The sequence below is a fragment of the Pseudanabaena sp. FACHB-2040 genome (assembly GCF_014696715.1).
Taxonomy (GTDB): Bacteria; Cyanobacteriota; Cyanobacteriia; order Phormidesmidales; family Phormidesmidaceae; genus JACVSF01.
On record NZ_JACJQO010000013.1, the window covers coordinates 186805 to 202954 of the forward strand.

Annotated in this window: 11 protein-coding genes; 2 read left to right on the plus strand and 9 right to left on the minus strand. The window is 55.2% G+C overall.

Going from position 1 to position 16150, the window contains the following annotated elements; genetic code table 11:
• Window positions 1-200: 200 nt before the first annotated feature.
• On the plus strand, window positions 201-1694 hold the full coding sequence (locus H6G13_RS16610; RefSeq protein ID WP_190484714.1) for a glycosyl hydrolase family 57: 1494 nt from the start codon (window positions 201-203) through the stop codon (window positions 1692-1694).
• A 33-nt stretch (window positions 1695-1727) separates the two neighbouring features.
• Here the strand turns inward: H6G13_RS16610 and H6G13_RS16615 are convergent, their stop codons facing one another.
• The 6 genes from H6G13_RS16615 to H6G13_RS16640 all read right to left on the minus strand — a co-directional run bounded on the left by H6G13_RS16615 (window position 1728) and on the right by H6G13_RS16640 (window position 7122).
• Window positions 1728-2072, minus strand: a complete 345-nt coding sequence (locus H6G13_RS16615) for a hypothetical protein (RefSeq protein ID WP_190484716.1) — start codon at window positions 2070-2072, stop codon at window positions 1728-1730.
• Between the two features lie 585 nt (window positions 2073-2657).
• Window positions 2658-3110: a Fur family transcriptional regulator gene (locus H6G13_RS16620; protein ID WP_190484718.1), complete on the minus strand. Its 453-nt coding sequence runs from the start codon at window positions 3108-3110 to the stop codon at window positions 2658-2660.
• 300 nt (window positions 3111-3410) lie between these two features.
• Window positions 3411-5015: a hypothetical protein gene (locus H6G13_RS16625; RefSeq protein ID WP_190484720.1), complete on the minus strand. Its 1605-nt coding sequence runs from the start codon at window positions 5013-5015 to the stop codon at window positions 3411-3413.
• A 58-nt stretch (window positions 5016-5073) separates the two neighbouring features.
• Window positions 5074-5598: a hypothetical protein gene (locus tag H6G13_RS16630; protein ID WP_242028369.1), complete on the minus strand. Its 525-nt coding sequence runs from the start codon at window positions 5596-5598 to the stop codon at window positions 5074-5076.
• A 6-nt stretch (window positions 5599-5604) separates the two neighbouring features.
• Window positions 5605-6018, minus strand: coding sequence for a hypothetical protein (locus H6G13_RS16635; RefSeq protein ID WP_190484722.1), 414 nt, complete (start codon window positions 6016-6018; stop codon window positions 5605-5607).
• 108 nt (window positions 6019-6126) lie between these two features.
• Window positions 6127-7122 carry a hypothetical protein gene (locus H6G13_RS16640; protein WP_190484724.1) on the minus strand — a complete coding sequence of 332 codons (996 nt, stop codon included), beginning with the start codon at window positions 7120-7122 and terminating at the stop codon, window positions 6127-6129.
• A 526-nt stretch (window positions 7123-7648) separates the two neighbouring features.
• On the opposite strand from H6G13_RS16640, the gene H6G13_RS16645 reads away from it, so the two are divergent.
• Window positions 7649-8380 (plus strand): MlaE family lipid ABC transporter permease subunit, encoded by a 732-nt coding sequence (locus H6G13_RS16645; protein ID WP_190484935.1) that lies wholly within the window; start codon window positions 7649-7651, stop codon window positions 8378-8380.
• A gap of 288 nt (window positions 8381-8668) precedes the next feature.
• On the opposite strand, the gene H6G13_RS16650 is transcribed toward H6G13_RS16645, so the two are convergent.
• From H6G13_RS16650 to H6G13_RS16660, 3 genes are all read right to left on the minus strand, one after another.
• Window positions 8669-11431, minus strand: coding sequence for an SMC family ATPase (locus H6G13_RS16650; RefSeq protein WP_190484726.1), 2763 nt, complete (start codon window positions 11429-11431; stop codon window positions 8669-8671).
• 75 nt (window positions 11432-11506) lie between these two features.
• Window positions 11507-14389, minus strand: a complete 2883-nt coding sequence (locus H6G13_RS16655) for a caspase family protein (RefSeq protein WP_190484729.1) — start codon at window positions 14387-14389, stop codon at window positions 11507-11509.
• 845 nt (window positions 14390-15234) lie between these two features.
• Window positions 15235-15960, minus strand: a complete 726-nt coding sequence (locus H6G13_RS16660; RefSeq protein WP_242028370.1) for a DUF456 family protein — start codon at window positions 15958-15960, stop codon at window positions 15235-15237.
• Between the last annotated feature and the right edge of the window lie 190 nt (window positions 15961-16150).

The following is a 16150-nucleotide window of genomic DNA, read 5'->3' on the forward strand; positions in this document are numbered from 1 at the left end:
AAAGGGCAGAAGGCAGAAGGTAAAGGGGTTTGGGAAGGTTGGGGATAGGTTTGTGCTGAGTTCTCCCGGGTAAAACAGTTGGCGGGGTTAACGGAAATTTATCTTGCCTATAGGCAGGTTTCAAGTGACGGCTTCGGTGCGAGACTAAGAGAAGGGCTAAACGCCCTAAGTTTTTGGATCTTGCGTCTAGGGAGAACGTTATGCCTGCAGAGGCTCTTGCGCTAGCTGATGGCATTCCTATCTTGCAAAAAGATTTGCCTGTACTGTCGGGATGGGACGCTGAAATCGATGCGGTGATGAGCCGCAATGACGCTGTTTTTCTCCCGCGTACTAACCTCAGGCTGCAAGATATTTCGGCTGGCTTTGCGATCGCACTGCACATGCACCAGCCGACCATTCCTGCCGGAGCCAAGGGCGAACTGATCAACCATCTGCAGTACATGTTTGAGCACCCCTATGAAGGGGACAACCACAACGCCGGTCCCTTTGCCTACTGCTATGCCCGCATTGGCGACTTCATCCCTGAGTTGGTAGAGCAGGGCTGTAACCCAAGGGTCATGCTCGACTATTCCGGCACCCTGCTGTGGGGTTTGCAGCAGATGGGGCGGCAAGATATCTTGGGCAAGCTGCGGCGGATCACCACAGAGCCAACTTACCAGCCCTATGTAGAGTGGTTGGGTACCTTTTGGGGGCATGCGGTGGTGCCTTCCACCCCCATTCCTGATCTAAAGCTTCACATCCGGGCCTGGCAGCACCAGTTTGCGGCCCTCTTCGGTCTAGAGGCATTGGCACGGGTGCGTGGGTTCTCACCGCCGGAAATGCATTTGCCCAACCATCCCGACGTGCTGTATGCCTTTATCGAGGCGCTGCAGGCGTGTGGCTACCGCTGGCTGCTGGTGCAGGAGCACACCGTCGAAGCCCTAACCGGAGAGCCGCTGAAAACGCCTCACCTGCCCCACCGCCTGGTTGCCCGCAATTCTCAAGGCGAGGTACTAGAAATGACCGCCCTGATTAAAACTCAGGGGTCAGACACAAAGCTGGTAGGCCAGATGCAGCCCTTTGCCGAAGCCAAGACCTTAAGCCAGGTTTCTCTAGGTAATGTGGCGGTGCCGCCCCTGGTCACTCAAATCAGCGACGGCGAAAACGGCGGTGTCATGATGAACGAGTTTCCCAGCGCCTTTAAGCGGGCCTGGCATGAGACGCGGCAGCAGGGCAGTGGTCGAGTTGGCACCGTTGGCTTTAATGGGACAGAGTATTTGGAACTGCTCGCTGCTGCCGGGTGTCAATCCGCCGACTGGCCCCAGTGTCAGCCGATTGGGCAGCACCGGCTCTGGCAGCATCTAGAAGCAAACTCAAACGAGACTGTGGAGAGTGCGATCGCAGCTCTACAGCGGCAAGAGCCCGCCTTTCATATGGAAGGGGGCTCTTGGACCAGCGACAGAAGCTGGGTGACTGGCTACACCAACGTGCTCGGGCCAATGGAACGCCTGAGTGCCCGCTTCCACCAAACCATGCAGCAGGTCGAGCATTCCCCTAGCGACCCGCTGGAGCGGCAGTACCGCTACACCAATGCCCTGATCCACAGCCTGCTGCTGCAGACCAGCTGCTTCCGCTACTGGGGACAGGGCACCTGGACCGAATACGCCCAGGAGATTTATCGGCGCGGAGACGCCATTCTCAGCCACGATTTCTAGAGACGCCAGGGATCGGCAGCGGTTTCGTCAGCTCTAGTTGCGAGATAGCTCCTCTAGGGCTAGCTGCACAAAACTGGTAGCCACATCTACCGAATCGGTGTGAGTAGCAAATACAATCACCATGCTCTCTGCACCTGTGCCATAGCAGAGAATACGGAAAGTGCCGTCCTCGAAATAGCCGGTTCGGTCAATCTCACCGCTATCGGTTTCCACATCCAGGCTGTCAATAAAGCGGTCAGCCCGAGACAGGCACCCTTGAGGGTCTGTGTTCAAAAGCCGATCGCCACTAGCAATTTGAGGTCGGGCCAGAGCGGGTAAAGCAACAGATGCTAGACACGCCCCCAACAGTCCTGCTGAAAAAAAACGGTTCAACTTCATGCTTCAGTTTGTTTAGTGAGAAATATTGTTTAGTGAGAGATAGATCTAGCGGTCACGCATCTCAAATGTTTTTCATAGAGATCTTCACAGAGACGTGTACCGCAATCTCAGCTACAGATCGCAGTTAACCCAAGAAACAGGTGATCTAGGCTTTAAGTTTTGGCTACGAAACACAATTAATCAATGTCCCCTTAAAGCAAGACAGCCATCGCTCAGAAAAGTTGCCAAAAGCTCATTCTATAGACTACAAACAGCCCCAGCAGCAGTCCGGATCATTAAAGAATCCCCCATTTTGGTGAGCGAAATCCTCAAAAAGGCTTCCAACTAGAGGAATCTTTGAACAAATTCGTTGATGTAGCCTACAAATTAGGGCAGCTTAGGATAGACAGGGCAATCAGCTGTCGGGGCTTAGCTGTAGCGGAGGCACAATCAATGGACTTAGCGATCGCAGCGGTGGTTTTTGGAACAGTCCTATATCTCTTTACTAGAGACGTCTTCAAATGAGAGACAGACACATGAGCTATCTATAGGGGCACACTGCTGTGCCCCTATAGATAGCTCATGGAGAAACCATTTAGAAGCTAACTACTTCGTCTCATCGGCAGCGGTCTGGACACCGAAGAAGTCGATGCGGTAATCAGTAATTTTAATGCCCGTTTGAGCTTCAACTTGCCTGATCAGATCTTCTGGAAGCTCAACAGTGATATCGATGATGCGCTGCGAGTCCAGACAATTGACGTGGCTATGGGAGTCGCTGATGTGTCCGTAAAGGCGACCATCGGAGCGCTCAAGGCACTCGATAACCCCCTGTTCAGAAAGCGCTTCCAGGTTTTGGTAGACCGAGGTATGCCCAATTTCTCGGCCCTGACGATTGAGGCGATCGTAGATCTCGCGGGCAGACAGGTGCTCCTGCTCCTGCCAGAGCAGTTCTAAAATGTAGCGACGCTGGCGACTGAGACGCATGCCCAAGGTTTGGCACCGCTCAATAGCGTCATCGAGAGAACGAATAGGCTTAGTGACAACAGCCTTGTCTTGCATGGGTCTTACACTCCGAGCCGGTAGGAACATTAAGCGAAGGTACTTACCCTAGTTCGGGCCCTAGTTCAGGCTCTAGCAGACTTACTAAAGTGAGTGTTACTAAAGTATCAGAGCTTGGGATAGGTGAAGCGCCTTCACAGTGACGAACAGCGGCAGGGATTTCTCGGGGGCGAAGAATCGGAGCAGGCACTGTTCAGCTGAGTCTGAGCACGGCTTTTAATTAAACCATACTCAGTACCACTTTAGCTTAGAATTTTAAAACCTGTTGATGTCTTCGCCAAGCGGGTTTGGGGTACTGGCTTAAAGGTTGATTTGAAACAAGAGATCGGCCAGGTTCATGAGCGGGGCTGCGCTCTGGAGAGTCGGGTCGGGGGCCTGTGATACCGGTGGGTGAACCACTGTCTCGGGAGTCGCTCCAACAATGTCTGCCGCCGGTGGGGCCTGCAAGGGCATGGGAGTTTCTGATGCGTTTAAGGGAGCAGCACCCGCTGGCAGCGTTTCGGCTTCGAGGGTTTGTGCTCCCTCTCTTGCGGCCTCAGCAGCAGATTCAGCATGAGGTGTTGGAGTGAGGTTCGCTTCAGACATCGCTGGAGCTGGGACCACTGGCTCAGCAGGGGCAGTCTCGCCAGCGGAGTTTAGACCCGGAGCAATGCTCCACCCTGAGGCGGTGGGCTGAGGCTGAGCGGCGGGTTCTAGGTCCAGATGAAAGATCTCATCCACAGTTTCCTCTGTTTCCTGTGAAACTGTGGGAGCAGCCGGAGCAGATGGATCTGCGGCAGTTGCGGTGGCGGTTAAAGCTTCCTGGGGCAGGGCAGGATTTTGGGCCTGATAGTTATCTAGAGCACGGGCAATGGCAAGCATTCGCCGTTCCTGGTCTCGGCTAATGCTGTAAACGTTATTGCCCAGACCGGGGGCATTCCATCGCTGGGTGTCAGGGTCTAAAAAGGCACGAGTCCTAGCCCAGACGATGGCTTCATCGCCCGATAGGCCCAGCTTGCGGGCTTGAGTTAACCAATCGATGTAGCTGCCTGGGCCTAAAGCTGCTAGGGGAGCCTGATTGGCTAGATCAATGCCGTTAAGAGTTTCCTGAAGGGAGAGCTCTAGCCCTTGATCTAGGGCTTTTTGCTGAATGACTGCTGTTTGGGCCTGGAGCCGCTGCAGCTGCCGCACATCGGCCTCTTCAGGGGTGGTTGCCCCGTGCTGGTACGAGAAGGTGCCCAGGTTCCAAACGCCGTTCCCCGGATCGACGTGGCCAAAATAGGCTGAGGTGCGCTGGCCCTCAGCTGTGCGTGTCCCTTCGGCGCTGCCCACAGTCCTAGCGACAAGGGAGTTAGAGCCCCCTTCAAACAAAGGTAAAAGGGGCTGCTTTGATGAAGTGATGTCGGGTTTGGCAGGTTCTGCCTTGGCTGTGGCGATGGCCAGTTCGGCTTCACTAGGGCCAATGCCAAAATCTAGGGCGATGACTTCAGGGGCGGCCGAAACCGCAGGCGCAACTGGCTCGGCCTCAGCAGGCGGAGTTGGGGCAGCTGGGGGAACAGATGCAGTCAGGGTTTCGGGCAGGGGCGGCGGTGGTGGCAATAAGCTGGCAGCGGAGTTGGCTGGGTCGGCTAATGCGATCGCATCTCCCCCCCCATAGGTACCGCTGGGTAGGGAACCGGTCCCAGCACCGGAAATAGGTGGGTTGGTCGCCGCTGCCGGCACTGGTAGCGGCAAAATGCCATCGGTCGCAACGCTGCTGGCGATGGCTGGGGTCAGTTCTGGGCTAGCGATTGGGACTGGGGCTGGCTGGGCTGGGCGAGCCTCCGGCAGATCAAAGGTCAGGGCAACCTCTTCGGCGCGGGCTACCGATTGGCCGAGCAGGGTCAGAAAGGCGCTGATTGCCAGCAAAAAAGGAGGCCGTCTCATAACGTTAAAGGCGGTTAAGGGCGTGAAGAAAGGGGATGGGAAGTAAAGAGGCTAGCCGTCAGCGAGACTGCAAAGCCCGTTCTAAAACATTGCTGGAGGGTTCAACAATCGCCCAGGTGCCGTCTGGCTGGCGTCGTAGGGTGGCGAAGTGAACGTACTCCCCCGAACCCATGACCTCACCGAGGGTGATTGGCCCTAGGTGGGGGCGGCGCAGTCCACAAAAGCGAAACAGGTAGGCCGGAATTTCGGGCGTTGAGAAGTAAATGCAGTTAACTCCCGCCGCCGCTGGTTCAATGTCCCCCGAAAAAGGGGCACGCAGGCGATGGCCCTTGAGGTAAATAGAAATGTCTCCCAGACTGGCCGTTACTAAGTAACCTCCAACCACATCTCCAGGCTCTAGCTCCCAAGACTGCTGCAGCATGACTTGGCGCGGGGCAGGAACAGAGGCAGAGCGACAGCCACCAACAGTGACTACCAAACCCCAAAGTAGCCCCAGGCCAGTCGCTTGGGGAGACAGAACCCAGCGGCGCTGGCGGCTGCGAAGATAGGAGAAGACTGGTTTGAGCCACTGTAGAACCCTCATAGCACCCTATTCGAAGCTGAATCGATAGCCGGCGTACTCGTTGTTTTCGTAGAGAATGACTAGCTGCGTCGACGGGTCAAAGGCTAGCGGGTAAGCTTCCCGTTCAGCCACCACGCCCGATCTGACGTTCAGCTCAGGCAACCTGCAGTAAGGTTCAGAAACGATCTGCCGTACCCGCTCCTTCGTGTCTCGCTCTGGGATGATTAGCAGCTGGGCTAGCTGTTCTCGGCTCAATTGGGCTTCGGTTTGGACAATGGCCTCGCACTCTCCAGCATGAACCTTTTGAGCTGGCGTCATCAGGCTTCGCATCCCTTGAAAATCAAACATCAGTCCCAGCACCGCAAAAATCAGACCGCCTGCCAGGAGGGGTTTGACTGGAGCGCCGGGAGCGCTAGGAGCAGGGTGACGAACAGATACCATACGCTTTTCTCCTTCCAAGAAAGTGTTTGAACAAAGTGTTTGAGCCAGTGTTTAAGCTGGACTTAAGGTTGAGTGAGGGTTGTTAGCAACCCTAGGAAAGCTTCAAAATCAGAAAAGTCTCCCCCCAACAATCAGACCGCTAACGGCCAGTAAGACCCGGTAAGCAAGGCCGAATTCTAGGCGGGGAGCTAAGGTTGCCCGGTAGAGCGCATAGGCAGTCATACCGGTCACGGCCGCGACTGCCAGGGACCACAGACCGGGGTACGCCGCTAGAACCAGGTTTAGGGCTAGCCGACCAATCACCCCACCGCCAAACCAAATAACGCCATCTAGCAGGGTGAAGGAGGATCGCTGCGGGCGGGTAGGTGAAGCCGGAGCCTTGTTCTGACTCAGGATGGCTGGAGCTAGATCGCAGGCCCACTGCCAGAGTCCGCTGAGAGCATCTAGCGGTTCAGCCAGCAGAGTAGACAGACCCGGCTCATTGAAAGACGGCTGAGGTGACTTGAAGCGGGGCCGGTTGCGATCGCGCAAGGTTTGCGCCAGACGAGTGGCCTCGCGATCCGCCTGATGCAGATCCGCCGTGCGATAAGTCAACACGATATTGCCCTGGTCGTCCTGCTCGGCGGCAGCCACAATGGCCTCTTCATAACTAACAACTAAGGGAAGAGATTGGGCCAAGCCAGTCTGGGCCTCATAGCGCTGCTGGCGGCGCTGCTCTAGGTCCAGCCGTTCAGCCACAGTCTTCATTTCCAGCATGGCTCGTTCCTGGCGGTCTGAGAGATCGTTAATCTGCTCCACAATGGCCTGCAGACGCTGCTGGTGAATGCTAATTTGAGCCACCAGATCGGGGCTCCAGCCAGCCGTATCCGGAGCTAGGGGAGGTTGCCCTGCAGTGCCCTGAGTCGAGCGCTGCTGCAGGGTTTCTACCGCGTTAACCAGTTGTGGAGAAGGGGTAGCTGGGCTGGGCGTCGCCGGAATACTGGGCTGAGGCCGGGAGTAAGACCAATCCACAGGCGCTTCTTCCGCCGCAGAGGGGCCGTATTGCTGCCGTTGGTAGAGCAGCTTCTCCCGAATTGCTTGCAGGTCCATCTCAGGTTTGCTCATGGGTACAGAAACCTTGAACTTTAGGAAGAAGGCAGAGGTGACACGACCGTCTTTGGTACAAGTGTACTATATCGATTGACGAAAGCATAGGTTCCCACCCTTAACAATCTGAAATATGTTGAGCTGGGTTTAAAACTGCAGATTGTCTACTCTCTAATCGATTGTCTAACCGGGCTGAAGCGCTGCATTGAGGGCTGTAATTCTAAATCAGGTAGGAAGCTGTCAGGGTTAACAATTGTCAGGACTGTTAAACCATGCCATCCTTTTGGAACGCTGAAGGGGAGACTCCATCGACTGTTAAAACAGTTGATTTAGCGCGCTCCTGACGGCTGTCTCCGCCCACCGCTTCGTCAATCTTGCAGGTGCCCTTTCTGCCCAGGTTTGGATTGTTATGGTCAAGGTCTTCGACAAATCGAACTGGGCTAAGCGCCCTGCTGCTGCCTCAAAGCCGCTTTATCAACGGATGGCTGCGAGCAGTCCACCCGCAGCGCCGCTGCCGCAAAAGTCCTTTCCCTACCACGCCATGATGGCCCTGTTTCTGGGAGGTCAGGTGCTCATGCGCATCTTGCAGGGACGCATCAACCGTCAGCACGCTCTAGAACAGATGGTTGCTGCTGGCCCCGAGTCTCTTATGCCAGTCCTGATGACCAATCTGTTTGCAGGCATGATTTTCACGATTCAAACGGCTCGTGAACTGGTTCGCTTTGGCAGCCTGCACGCCTTGGGCGGAGCCTTTGCCTTGGCCTTTTGCCGTGAGCTAGCGCCAATTTTGACTGCTGCTATTCTGGCTGGGCAGGTCGGGTCTGCCTTTGCTGCCGAGATCGGCTGTATGAAGGTTACTGACCAGATCGATGCTCTCAAAGTCTTGAGAACAGATCCGGTAGATTACCTGGTGGTGCCCAGAGTTGTTGCCTGCTGTACTATGCTGCCGGTGCTAACTGTGCTGGGATTGGTCATGGGTATTGGCGGCGGCGTTGCCGTAGCGCACCAGCTTTACGACGTTAGCCCATCGCTATTTCTCGACTCGGTGCGATCGCTTCTAGTCCTCACCGATCTCACGACTGTGCTCCTGAAATCGGTCATCTTCGGCGCGATGATAGCGCTAGCGGGATGCACCTGGGGGTTGACTACAACCTGCAGCCGCAGCGTAGGCCGTTCGGCTACCTCCGCTGTCGTTACTACTTGGGTAGCTCTATTTGTCGTTGACTTCTTTTTGTCTCTAGTTATGTTTCAAAGCGTCGGGGTGGTGAGTCATTAAGGTAGAGGGTAGAAGGTGGGAAGGCAGAGGGTAGAGGGGAATTGGCCTTGCAAGTGGACACGCATCAGTAGGGGAATCTGTCAATTTTGCTTTACAGATTGTAATAGAACTGTTACTCTTCTTAAAAGAGTGAATCTTGAGGCCAAAACGGGTACGTTCTGCAGATACCCCAGAGCAATAGGATTCCTTGCTCCTCAAGCTTGCAACAGGTTCTCGAGCCGAATGTAATCCAGCTGAATGTTATCCAAGCTCCCAGCACTTTGCTGGGTTTTTTTTGGCCCTCTCGCTTCAACTCTCTCGTTCTATCAAAATGACGTTTTCGGTAACCTTTTCAAAGGTGTCGTCATGGCTGATAACGAAGAGCTGACGGAAGGATTTGATGCGGGAGATGGCCTCGGCCAGACTTTCTCTGCGAGGGCGGTCCATGTTGGTGGTGGGTTCGTCAAAGAAAGCAATATCGATGTCGGCCAGCACCTTCAGGAGAGCTAACCGCACAGCCAGAGCGGCGCACATCTGCTCACCTCCCGATAGGTTAATAAAGCGGCGGCGATCGGGGCCTTCCTGCACCAGAATCTCATAATCGCGGGTCCACTCTAGGGCTACGTTGGGGCGATTTAGCAGCTCCCGAAACAGTCGGTCAGCTTCCCGAGAAATGCTCTGGACGTAGCACTCGCTGATGCGGGGACCGGCTTCTTTGTAAGCATTGCGGGCAAAATTCACAAATCGCTTGATGCGATCGCGCCTCAAGCGCTCCTGCTCGGCCCGGTTTCGTTTTTGGGTCGTCTCTTGTAGGGCTGCTAGCTGCTGCTCCAGCTCGGCCAGCAGTTTTTGCTGCTGAGGCAGGCTGCCGCTGAGGCGATCGGCCTGCGATCGCATTTCCCCATACTGGCCCTCAATTGCTGCTAGCGCCGCCGGATCAAACAAGGCTTGCTGAGCAGTGTAGTCTTGCTGCAGGTGCGATCGCTGCTGCTCTAGGCTCTCAATGGTCTGCTCGGTGGCTGTCAGTTCTGCTAAAAGTTGGGGCTGCTGCTCAGCGGCCTGCTGATTCTGTAGATAGAGCGAGTGGCCGGTCCAATGGGTCTGCTTAATGGTCTGCTGTTGGGCGACCTGCAGATCCAAGTCAGCAAAGGCTTCTAGCTGAGTCTCTAGATCGGCTATCTGCTGGTGCCAGGCTTGCTGGTCAGCGCTCTGTTGGTTGTAGGTTGTCTGTAGCTGAGAACGATCTTGAAGGGATTTTTCGAGCAGATGGCACTGCCCTTTCGGATTGCCCAAGGCTGCTAACGTCTGGTTCAGGGTGCGCTGCTCTTCCTGTAGCGGGGCACCTGCCTGTAGCCGGGTCTGGAGGGTTTGTTGCTCTGTCTGCCACTGCTGCTGTTGAGTCTTGAGCACGACCAACTGCTGCTGCTGGACTGGCAGCTGAGCCAATTCACCCCGGTACTGGTACCGCTGCTCCACCGCTTTGCGGGAATCCTGCAGCCGCTGGCGGAGGGTGCTGGCATCGGTCTGGCTAGCCAAATCTTGCAAAATCTCTTCTACCTGGCTCACCAGAGTGTGGTTGAGGGCAACCCCTGACTCAATGGCGCTTTTTAAGGCAGTAACAGCAGTAGCAGACAGCACCGGAGTAGTAGCCTGCAGCGAAGCTAGTGTTTGCAGCGCTTCGTCTGCCTGGGTTTTGTACTGGCCAATGTCGGTTTGGCTGTTGGTGACCAGGGTCTGCAGTTCTTGCTCAAACTGGCGGGCGGCCTCTAAGCGGCTGAGCTGCTGCTGGATGCGATCGCACTGCTGCTCTAGTTCTGCAATTTCTTCGACTAGTGGCTTCAGGCGCTGCAGCCTACCCAGCGCTGTCTCTAGCGTAGCGGCTTGCTGCTGGCTTTGCTGGCTCTGCTGCTGCAGATGTTGCAGCTGTAGGCTGATTGGGTGAAGCGCCTGAAGCTGCTGCTGAACTTCGCTGAGCTGTTGCTCTAGCTGAGACTGTTCTTGGGCTAGGGGCTGCAGCCGGGTGAGTTCTTGTGCCGTGCTGTCTAGAGACTCTAGCTGCACCTGCAGCCGGGTCAGAACGGCCTGCTTTTTCTCGGCCTGCTTCTGCACTGCTCGTAGCTGTGTCTGTAGCGTTTGCCGCGCCTGCTGCTGTTTACTCAGGGCCTGTAGCTGAGCTTCGGCCGCTTGGTACTGCTCATAGGCCGCCTGGTTGGCCTCACAGATTGCTGTGGCCTGCTTGGCCTGCTCCAAGGACTGCCTCAGGCGAGCACTGACTTGGGTTTTGCCCTCGATTTGGCTGCCCAGAGTTTGCAGCTGACTTGAGAGCGCCTGCAGCTTTTGGGCCTCGGCCTGCAGCCTGCCTCGCTGTTCCTGCAGATCTGCTAGCGCCAGTTCTAAAGCCTGCAGCTGAGCCTGATTCGCCTGAATTTCCTGCGCGACTGCCTGCTGTCTGGCCTGCAGGTCAGGCAGCGCCTGTAAGGCTTCTTCGTACTGAGCAATCTCTTGTTTGACGGACTCAACCTGATTCTCAGCATAGCGCCGCAGGCTATTCATCTGTTTATAGGCCGCTTTATACTCTTCTACTTTGAGAATGGCGTCGAAGACGGTTTTGCGGTTTTCAGCAGTTTGCAAAAAATCGGCGGTAAAGGTGCCCTGGGGCACGCCAATGGTGCGAGCAAAGAGCTGGGCCAAGTCAGTGCCGGGGCCAACGCCCAAGTGCTGCCGCAGCCAAGGCAGCACTTCATCTTTAATACGGGTATAGGGCAACCGTTCGTTGAGCTGGGGATCGTAAAGGGTGTAGCCTCGCTGGGTGCAGCGCTGCACTTCGTAGGTGCGCTGATCGCGGCTGGAGATAAAGGCCACGGTTACCTGGGCGCTGCTGCTGCCGTTGCGGATTAAGTCTTCCTTGGCATAGTCACCCTGGTGGTTAAACAGAGCCCAAGCAATGGCTTCTAAGAGGCTAGTTTTACCTGCTCCGTTTTCTCCACAAATGGCGTTGGTGCCGGGCTGAAATTCAAAGTAGCGATCGCGATGGGTCTTGAAGTTCTTCAGGGTAACAGACAGGATTTGCATAGCCCGGTAATTCAGCGAACGCTCTGCCCACCAGCATAGATCGCGGCCTTGAAAATTGGGGCTGCGACTGCAGTGCTACTGAGGAACCGTCGTCGTGCAGACTGGGGCTGTTTCTGTTTGAGTGCACCAGACTACGATGACAGGCTGAGACATTGATGGTGGCAGCGCAGTCCCTCCAGGCAACGCCGAGCTGTTCGCCGGAATGCTGGCAGCCATATAGGGGAGGGCTAGGGCAAAACCGGGGGCGGCGGTAGCAGCCATTGCAGACCTCTGAGCGATCTGCGTTTGGACGGCAGCCAAAAGGGCCGTGGGGGCAACTCTGAGGTCGGTCAGAAATGACCGTAGAGCCTTAGGAGTAGGCGTTGAGGCCGAGTCTGCTAGGGCTTTTGCTATTTCGCCTGAGCCTGTTTGATTAGAGCCAGCAAAGCCAGGTAGAGAACCGAGGGCAGATGATTTAACCAGGGGAGCGGCCCCGTCGCCAGGTTGAGCCTGTAAAGCCGCTTTAGCTTGGGTGTCGGCAGCGCTGTTTGTCAGATACTCGCCCACTCTGTATTGGCCGTAGGCAGATAGCATGCCCAAGACCACTGAGGCCGGAATCAAGCACTGCATGGCATGGCGCTTCCACTGCCGTTTACGGTCTTCTCGCTGGCTGGTGACGAGGTACTGCTGCGCTAGGGACGACAGCCAGTGTCCCTGAGTTTTCTGAAACTCATCGGCATCTCGTAGGCGGCTGCCGGTCAGCAGATATTCGGGGTGGGTTGGGTAGCCGTGTTGCTGCCACTCGGTAGCGGCGGCTTCTAGGCGGCGCTGTAGCCAAATGATGTGGCGGTTTTCCTCTAGCCATTGCCGGAGCAGGGGCCAGGAGCGAATTAGGGACTCGTGCACAATGTCTAGAGTTGGCACTGGCCTGCTGGTTTCGGCGACAGGGGCCTGGGTGCGCTTGAGCAAGCTGGCAATAACTCGGGAACTGTCCTGCTTCAGAAACTTAGGTGTAGTCCAGGTCGCTTCTGGCAAAGCCACGCCATCAAGGTTGCTGCTTGAGGGAATGGTTTCGTGGTTGACGACAACCAGATGGGCCTCGACCAGCTTAGACAGAGTTTGAACGACCAGCACATCGGAAAAGGCGGTTGTCATGAGCTCGCTCAGACAGGCTCGGCGGCGGCTGTCTTCGGTCCCTTCACCCAGCTCACACAGGCTCAGGAAAATTCGCTGGGCGACCTTTTGCTCCGCCTCTGTTAGGCTCTCAAAGAACTGGGTAGCCCGCTGGTTGAGCAGGTTACGGACACCCCCTAGCTCTGCGTAAGCTTCTAGAGTGAGTTTGGGGGCGGCTTGGCCGCTGGGGTCTTTTTCGCGCCGCCGCCAGAGTTCCTGCAGTGCTAGCTGTAGCAGGGGCAGTTCACCGGGGGCACTGACCACATCCAGCATGAGTGTATAGATCAAGTTGGGATCGTAGCGCAGGCCGACTTTCTCCAGCGGTTTGACTACGGCAGCTTTGACCTGCTCATAGGCCATAGGCGACACGGTCAAGTAGTGCTCAGTGACGCGGGCATAGAAATCAGGATAGGGGCGCAAGCTCTCGATCTGGTCTGAGCGCAGCGCGATCACGATATGGAGCGGTAGGCTGCCGTCTTTTAGAACTTCGCTCAAGCAGTGGATAAACTGCGATCGCGCGGCGCTGTTTTTCTCCGGGTCAGCTTCAGTCCGACTCACCTGAGCGGGTAAGACTCGCTCAAACTGGTCGATTACTAGCAGCAGCCGTTTGGAGGGGTGGTTGGTCTGGCTGTCGTTGAGGGTTGCTCGAACTAGCTGGGCTAGGCCAGGCCCGCCTGCCTGCAAAAAGCTCTCTGCTCGACGCAGCTGATCGGCCCGCTCGATACCTTCAGCATTGGGTTCAATGAAGGCTTCAGCTAGGCTCTGCAGAGGGTTGAGGTCAGGCGTGATTTGGCGAATGTCCCAAACCACTTCTCCTGAAGCTGATTGAGACTGGCGCAGTTGGGGAATGAGCCCCGCTTTTAGCAGAGATGTTTTGCCGATGCCAGATGCTCCAACCACGGCACAAAACGATGAACGCTCAACGTAGCGAGCAAGCTGGCTGGTAATTTTCTCGCGGCCAAAGAAATGTCCAGCATGGGCTTCTTCAAAGGGGTTTAGACCTCGAAAGGGGCAAAAGCTGTAGCTTAGGTGCTTTAGCCGATCTAGCGTGGTGGTGGCAGCAGCGGGGACGGCGGCAGGGGTTCCCGAAGCGCGAGTCAAGACAATATCGCTGCCTGAGCTTTCAAACAGGGGCTGCTGGATTTCGCCCTTCAGCTCGCTGCTGACCACTTCGGTCAGGTGGTGGCCGTTGACGATACCGCCTCTAGATTTGTAGGGGTTGAGCCCCGATAGCAGGGCTTTGGTAAAGACGCTGTGCGAGCCTTCGAGGGCTTCGTAGGCAGGTTCGTACTCGCGAGAAGCGGCCATGAACAGACGGTCGGTACCGTCGTTCGCACCCGGATCGGCTTCTAGGAAGTTCAGCAGTTCACCGCTATGGCAGCAGTCTAGCCAGAGGATGCGCTGGCGCACCGGGCTTTCCTGCAGCAGTCGCCGCAGCCAGAACAGAGATACGCCAAAATTGCCGGAATTGGGGTCGGCATCGCTGGTGGCTAGATAGCCCTCGCGAATGCCCACATTGCGTTGAAGACCGTGGCCTGAGTAGTAGAAAACAGCCGTTTGAGGGACGTTCTTGCCGGTCGGTTTGAAGAGACGGATCAGCGACTCTTCTAGCATTCGCGTTGTGATTCCGGCGCTTTTTGCGATCGCAGGTTTTCCACCCTGGATCGTTTCCGGCATCCGGTACACCCGGAACTCACCCAGGCTTTCTAAACAGCGAGCAATCGCTTCTGCATCTTGAGCAGGAGCATTGAGACTTGGCAGTTTTTGGTAGGCATTAACGCCGACTACTAGAGCATCCCTTGACATTTGACCACACCTGATGGAAGAGAGAGAAGCAGTTGAGCGGTTTGATACCTGCGGCTGAAAAAGTTCTTTAGGTTTAGCAGCAGGGAGACAGAAAACAGAAGCCGGAGCGGTTTATGCAGGGCTATCTGCAGGGCTTAAAAAGTTGGATTTAATGATTGAAGTCCTAAATCAAAAAAATCAAACTTTTTGTGCCAGAACAGCAGTTTGATGAAATTAGAGATAGCTTTTATGCTATTTCGCCTTCGATCTGCTCGTGTTTCTGACGATCCTGGAAACCAGCGCCAAAAGCTTGATCAAATTAAACATAGCGAACAGTAAAAATTCTTAGCAGGGGGGTGAAACCCCCTTAAATCTCTTTGACTTGCATGGAAACAAACTAGCTTTTTTTGTGATCCGAAAGATCACGAAAAGTGCACTGTTGGCTTTAACGAATACCCCTAACAAAAGTCTCTTACAGAGGGTTTTATAAAATTGAGATAAATAGTTACAGCTGCAAAGCTAGGAAATCTCCGTGGAAAGACGGAGGTACATAAGTACCTAATACGTTTGGCGTAAATTTTGGAATTAAATGATGAGCCTACAAATATGACTGTTTGGGCTCAGCGCCCTGTTTAAGCCTTAGCTCTACTTACCTTAAGGAAGCGACGCCATCTTTAACTTTTCAAAAAGGAAATTTGATACTCCCGAAAATGTGCTGCTCGGCCGCCTTCTAACTACGCCTACAGTCGCCATCGGCAGGAGATGCCCCACCGCAAGAAACCTATTAAAAAGGGAGACACAAGCACCAAAGCTCTCTGCTCCCCGTGTCTCCCGCTCCTGCTTCTTCCCTTCCAACTACCGAAACCCTAGCCCCCGTAGAGGCGAGACCAGGTTGTAACGATAAAAACAACAATGGTGAAAATAGCGAGCAGCCCCTGAAGCAGGTTACCCACCAGGTTGCCCACCACAATAGCAATGCCTACCTTAAAAGACTGCTGAGTACGCTTTGAGAACGGCAGTTCTCGCCGATACAGAAACTCGCCGATAAAAGCTCCCAGCACCGTACCAAAGACCAGCCCCAAGATGGGGCCACCGATCGGTAGGGCCGGCAAAAACCCAAATAACCCCACCAGCATGCCTACAACAGCCCCAATCTGACCCCAGTTGCTGGCCCCGACCCGCTGCGCCCCAATAATGCCCGCCAAATAATCGGCCACAATACCCAGAATCAGGGCTGCGATCGCAACCCCCAAAGCCAGCCAAAGGCCTGTAAAGCCCGTAACGAAACCCCAAACTGTGATCGCAGCTACGATCAGCGTGATCCCTGGTAGTGCCGGGATAAAGGCCCCAGCCACGCCCACCAGCATGACCAAAATCAGCACCCAGTAGAGCACTGACTGCCACACCACAGCATTGGTAAACGCCGTTGAAAACTGGGAAAGCGCACTGGCGACAGCGTGACCTGCCTGGGCGTACCAATCTCCAAAGGCGTGGACAAGTTGGGAGACCTGATGGGGAAATTGCGAAAAAACGTCGGTTAACTGGTGGGATAACTCGGGCAGGGCGAGCGCTAGCTGAGGTAGGGCTGTCATAGGGGGAAGGTAGGGAGCTTATTTTTGCCAATCTTATTTGCCAATATTACAGAGTCCACCTCTGGGCGTCGGGTGCAATTTCCCTACCTGCAACCGGATTTATGACCCTTATTACCAATTCAAGCTAGTCCATCTATCAAATTTATTCATGCAAATCTATCTGCCTTATGGTTAGGGCGATTGGCAAAAC

Coding starts and splice junctions, on each gene's coding strand:
- H6G13_RS16610 (WP_190484714.1), top strand. CDS start 201: ATGCCTGCAGAGGCTCTTGCGCTAGCTGATGGCATTCCTATCTTGCAA.
- H6G13_RS16615 (WP_190484716.1), bottom strand. CDS start 2,072: ATGAAGTTGAACCGTTTTTTTTCAGCAGGACTGTTGGGGGCGTGTCTA.
- H6G13_RS16620 (WP_190484718.1), bottom strand. CDS start 3,110: ATGCAAGACAAGGCTGTTGTCACTAAGCCTATTCGTTCTCTCGATGAC.
- H6G13_RS16625 (WP_190484720.1), bottom strand. CDS start 5,015: ATGAGACGGCCTCCTTTTTTGCTGGCAATCAGCGCCTTTCTGACCCTG.
- H6G13_RS16630 (WP_242028369.1), bottom strand. CDS start 5,598: ATGAGGGTTCTACAGTGGCTCAAACCAGTCTTCTCCTATCTTCGCAGC.
- H6G13_RS16635 (WP_190484722.1), bottom strand. CDS start 6,018: ATGGTATCTGTTCGTCACCCTGCTCCTAGCGCTCCCGGCGCTCCAGTC.
- H6G13_RS16640 (WP_190484724.1), bottom strand. CDS start 7,122: ATGAGCAAACCTGAGATGGACCTGCAAGCAATTCGGGAGAAGCTGCTC.
- H6G13_RS16645 (WP_190484935.1), top strand. CDS start 7,649: ATGGCCCTGTTTCTGGGAGGTCAGGTGCTCATGCGCATCTTGCAGGGA.
- H6G13_RS16650 (WP_190484726.1), bottom strand. CDS start 11,431: ATGCAAATCCTGTCTGTTACCCTGAAGAACTTCAAGACCCATCGCGAT.
- H6G13_RS16655 (WP_190484729.1), bottom strand. CDS start 14,389: ATGTCAAGGGATGCTCTAGTAGTCGGCGTTAATGCCTACCAAAAACTG.
- H6G13_RS16660 (WP_242028370.1), bottom strand. CDS start 15,960: ATGACAGCCCTACCTCAGCTAGCGCTCGCCCTGCCCGAGTTATCCCAC.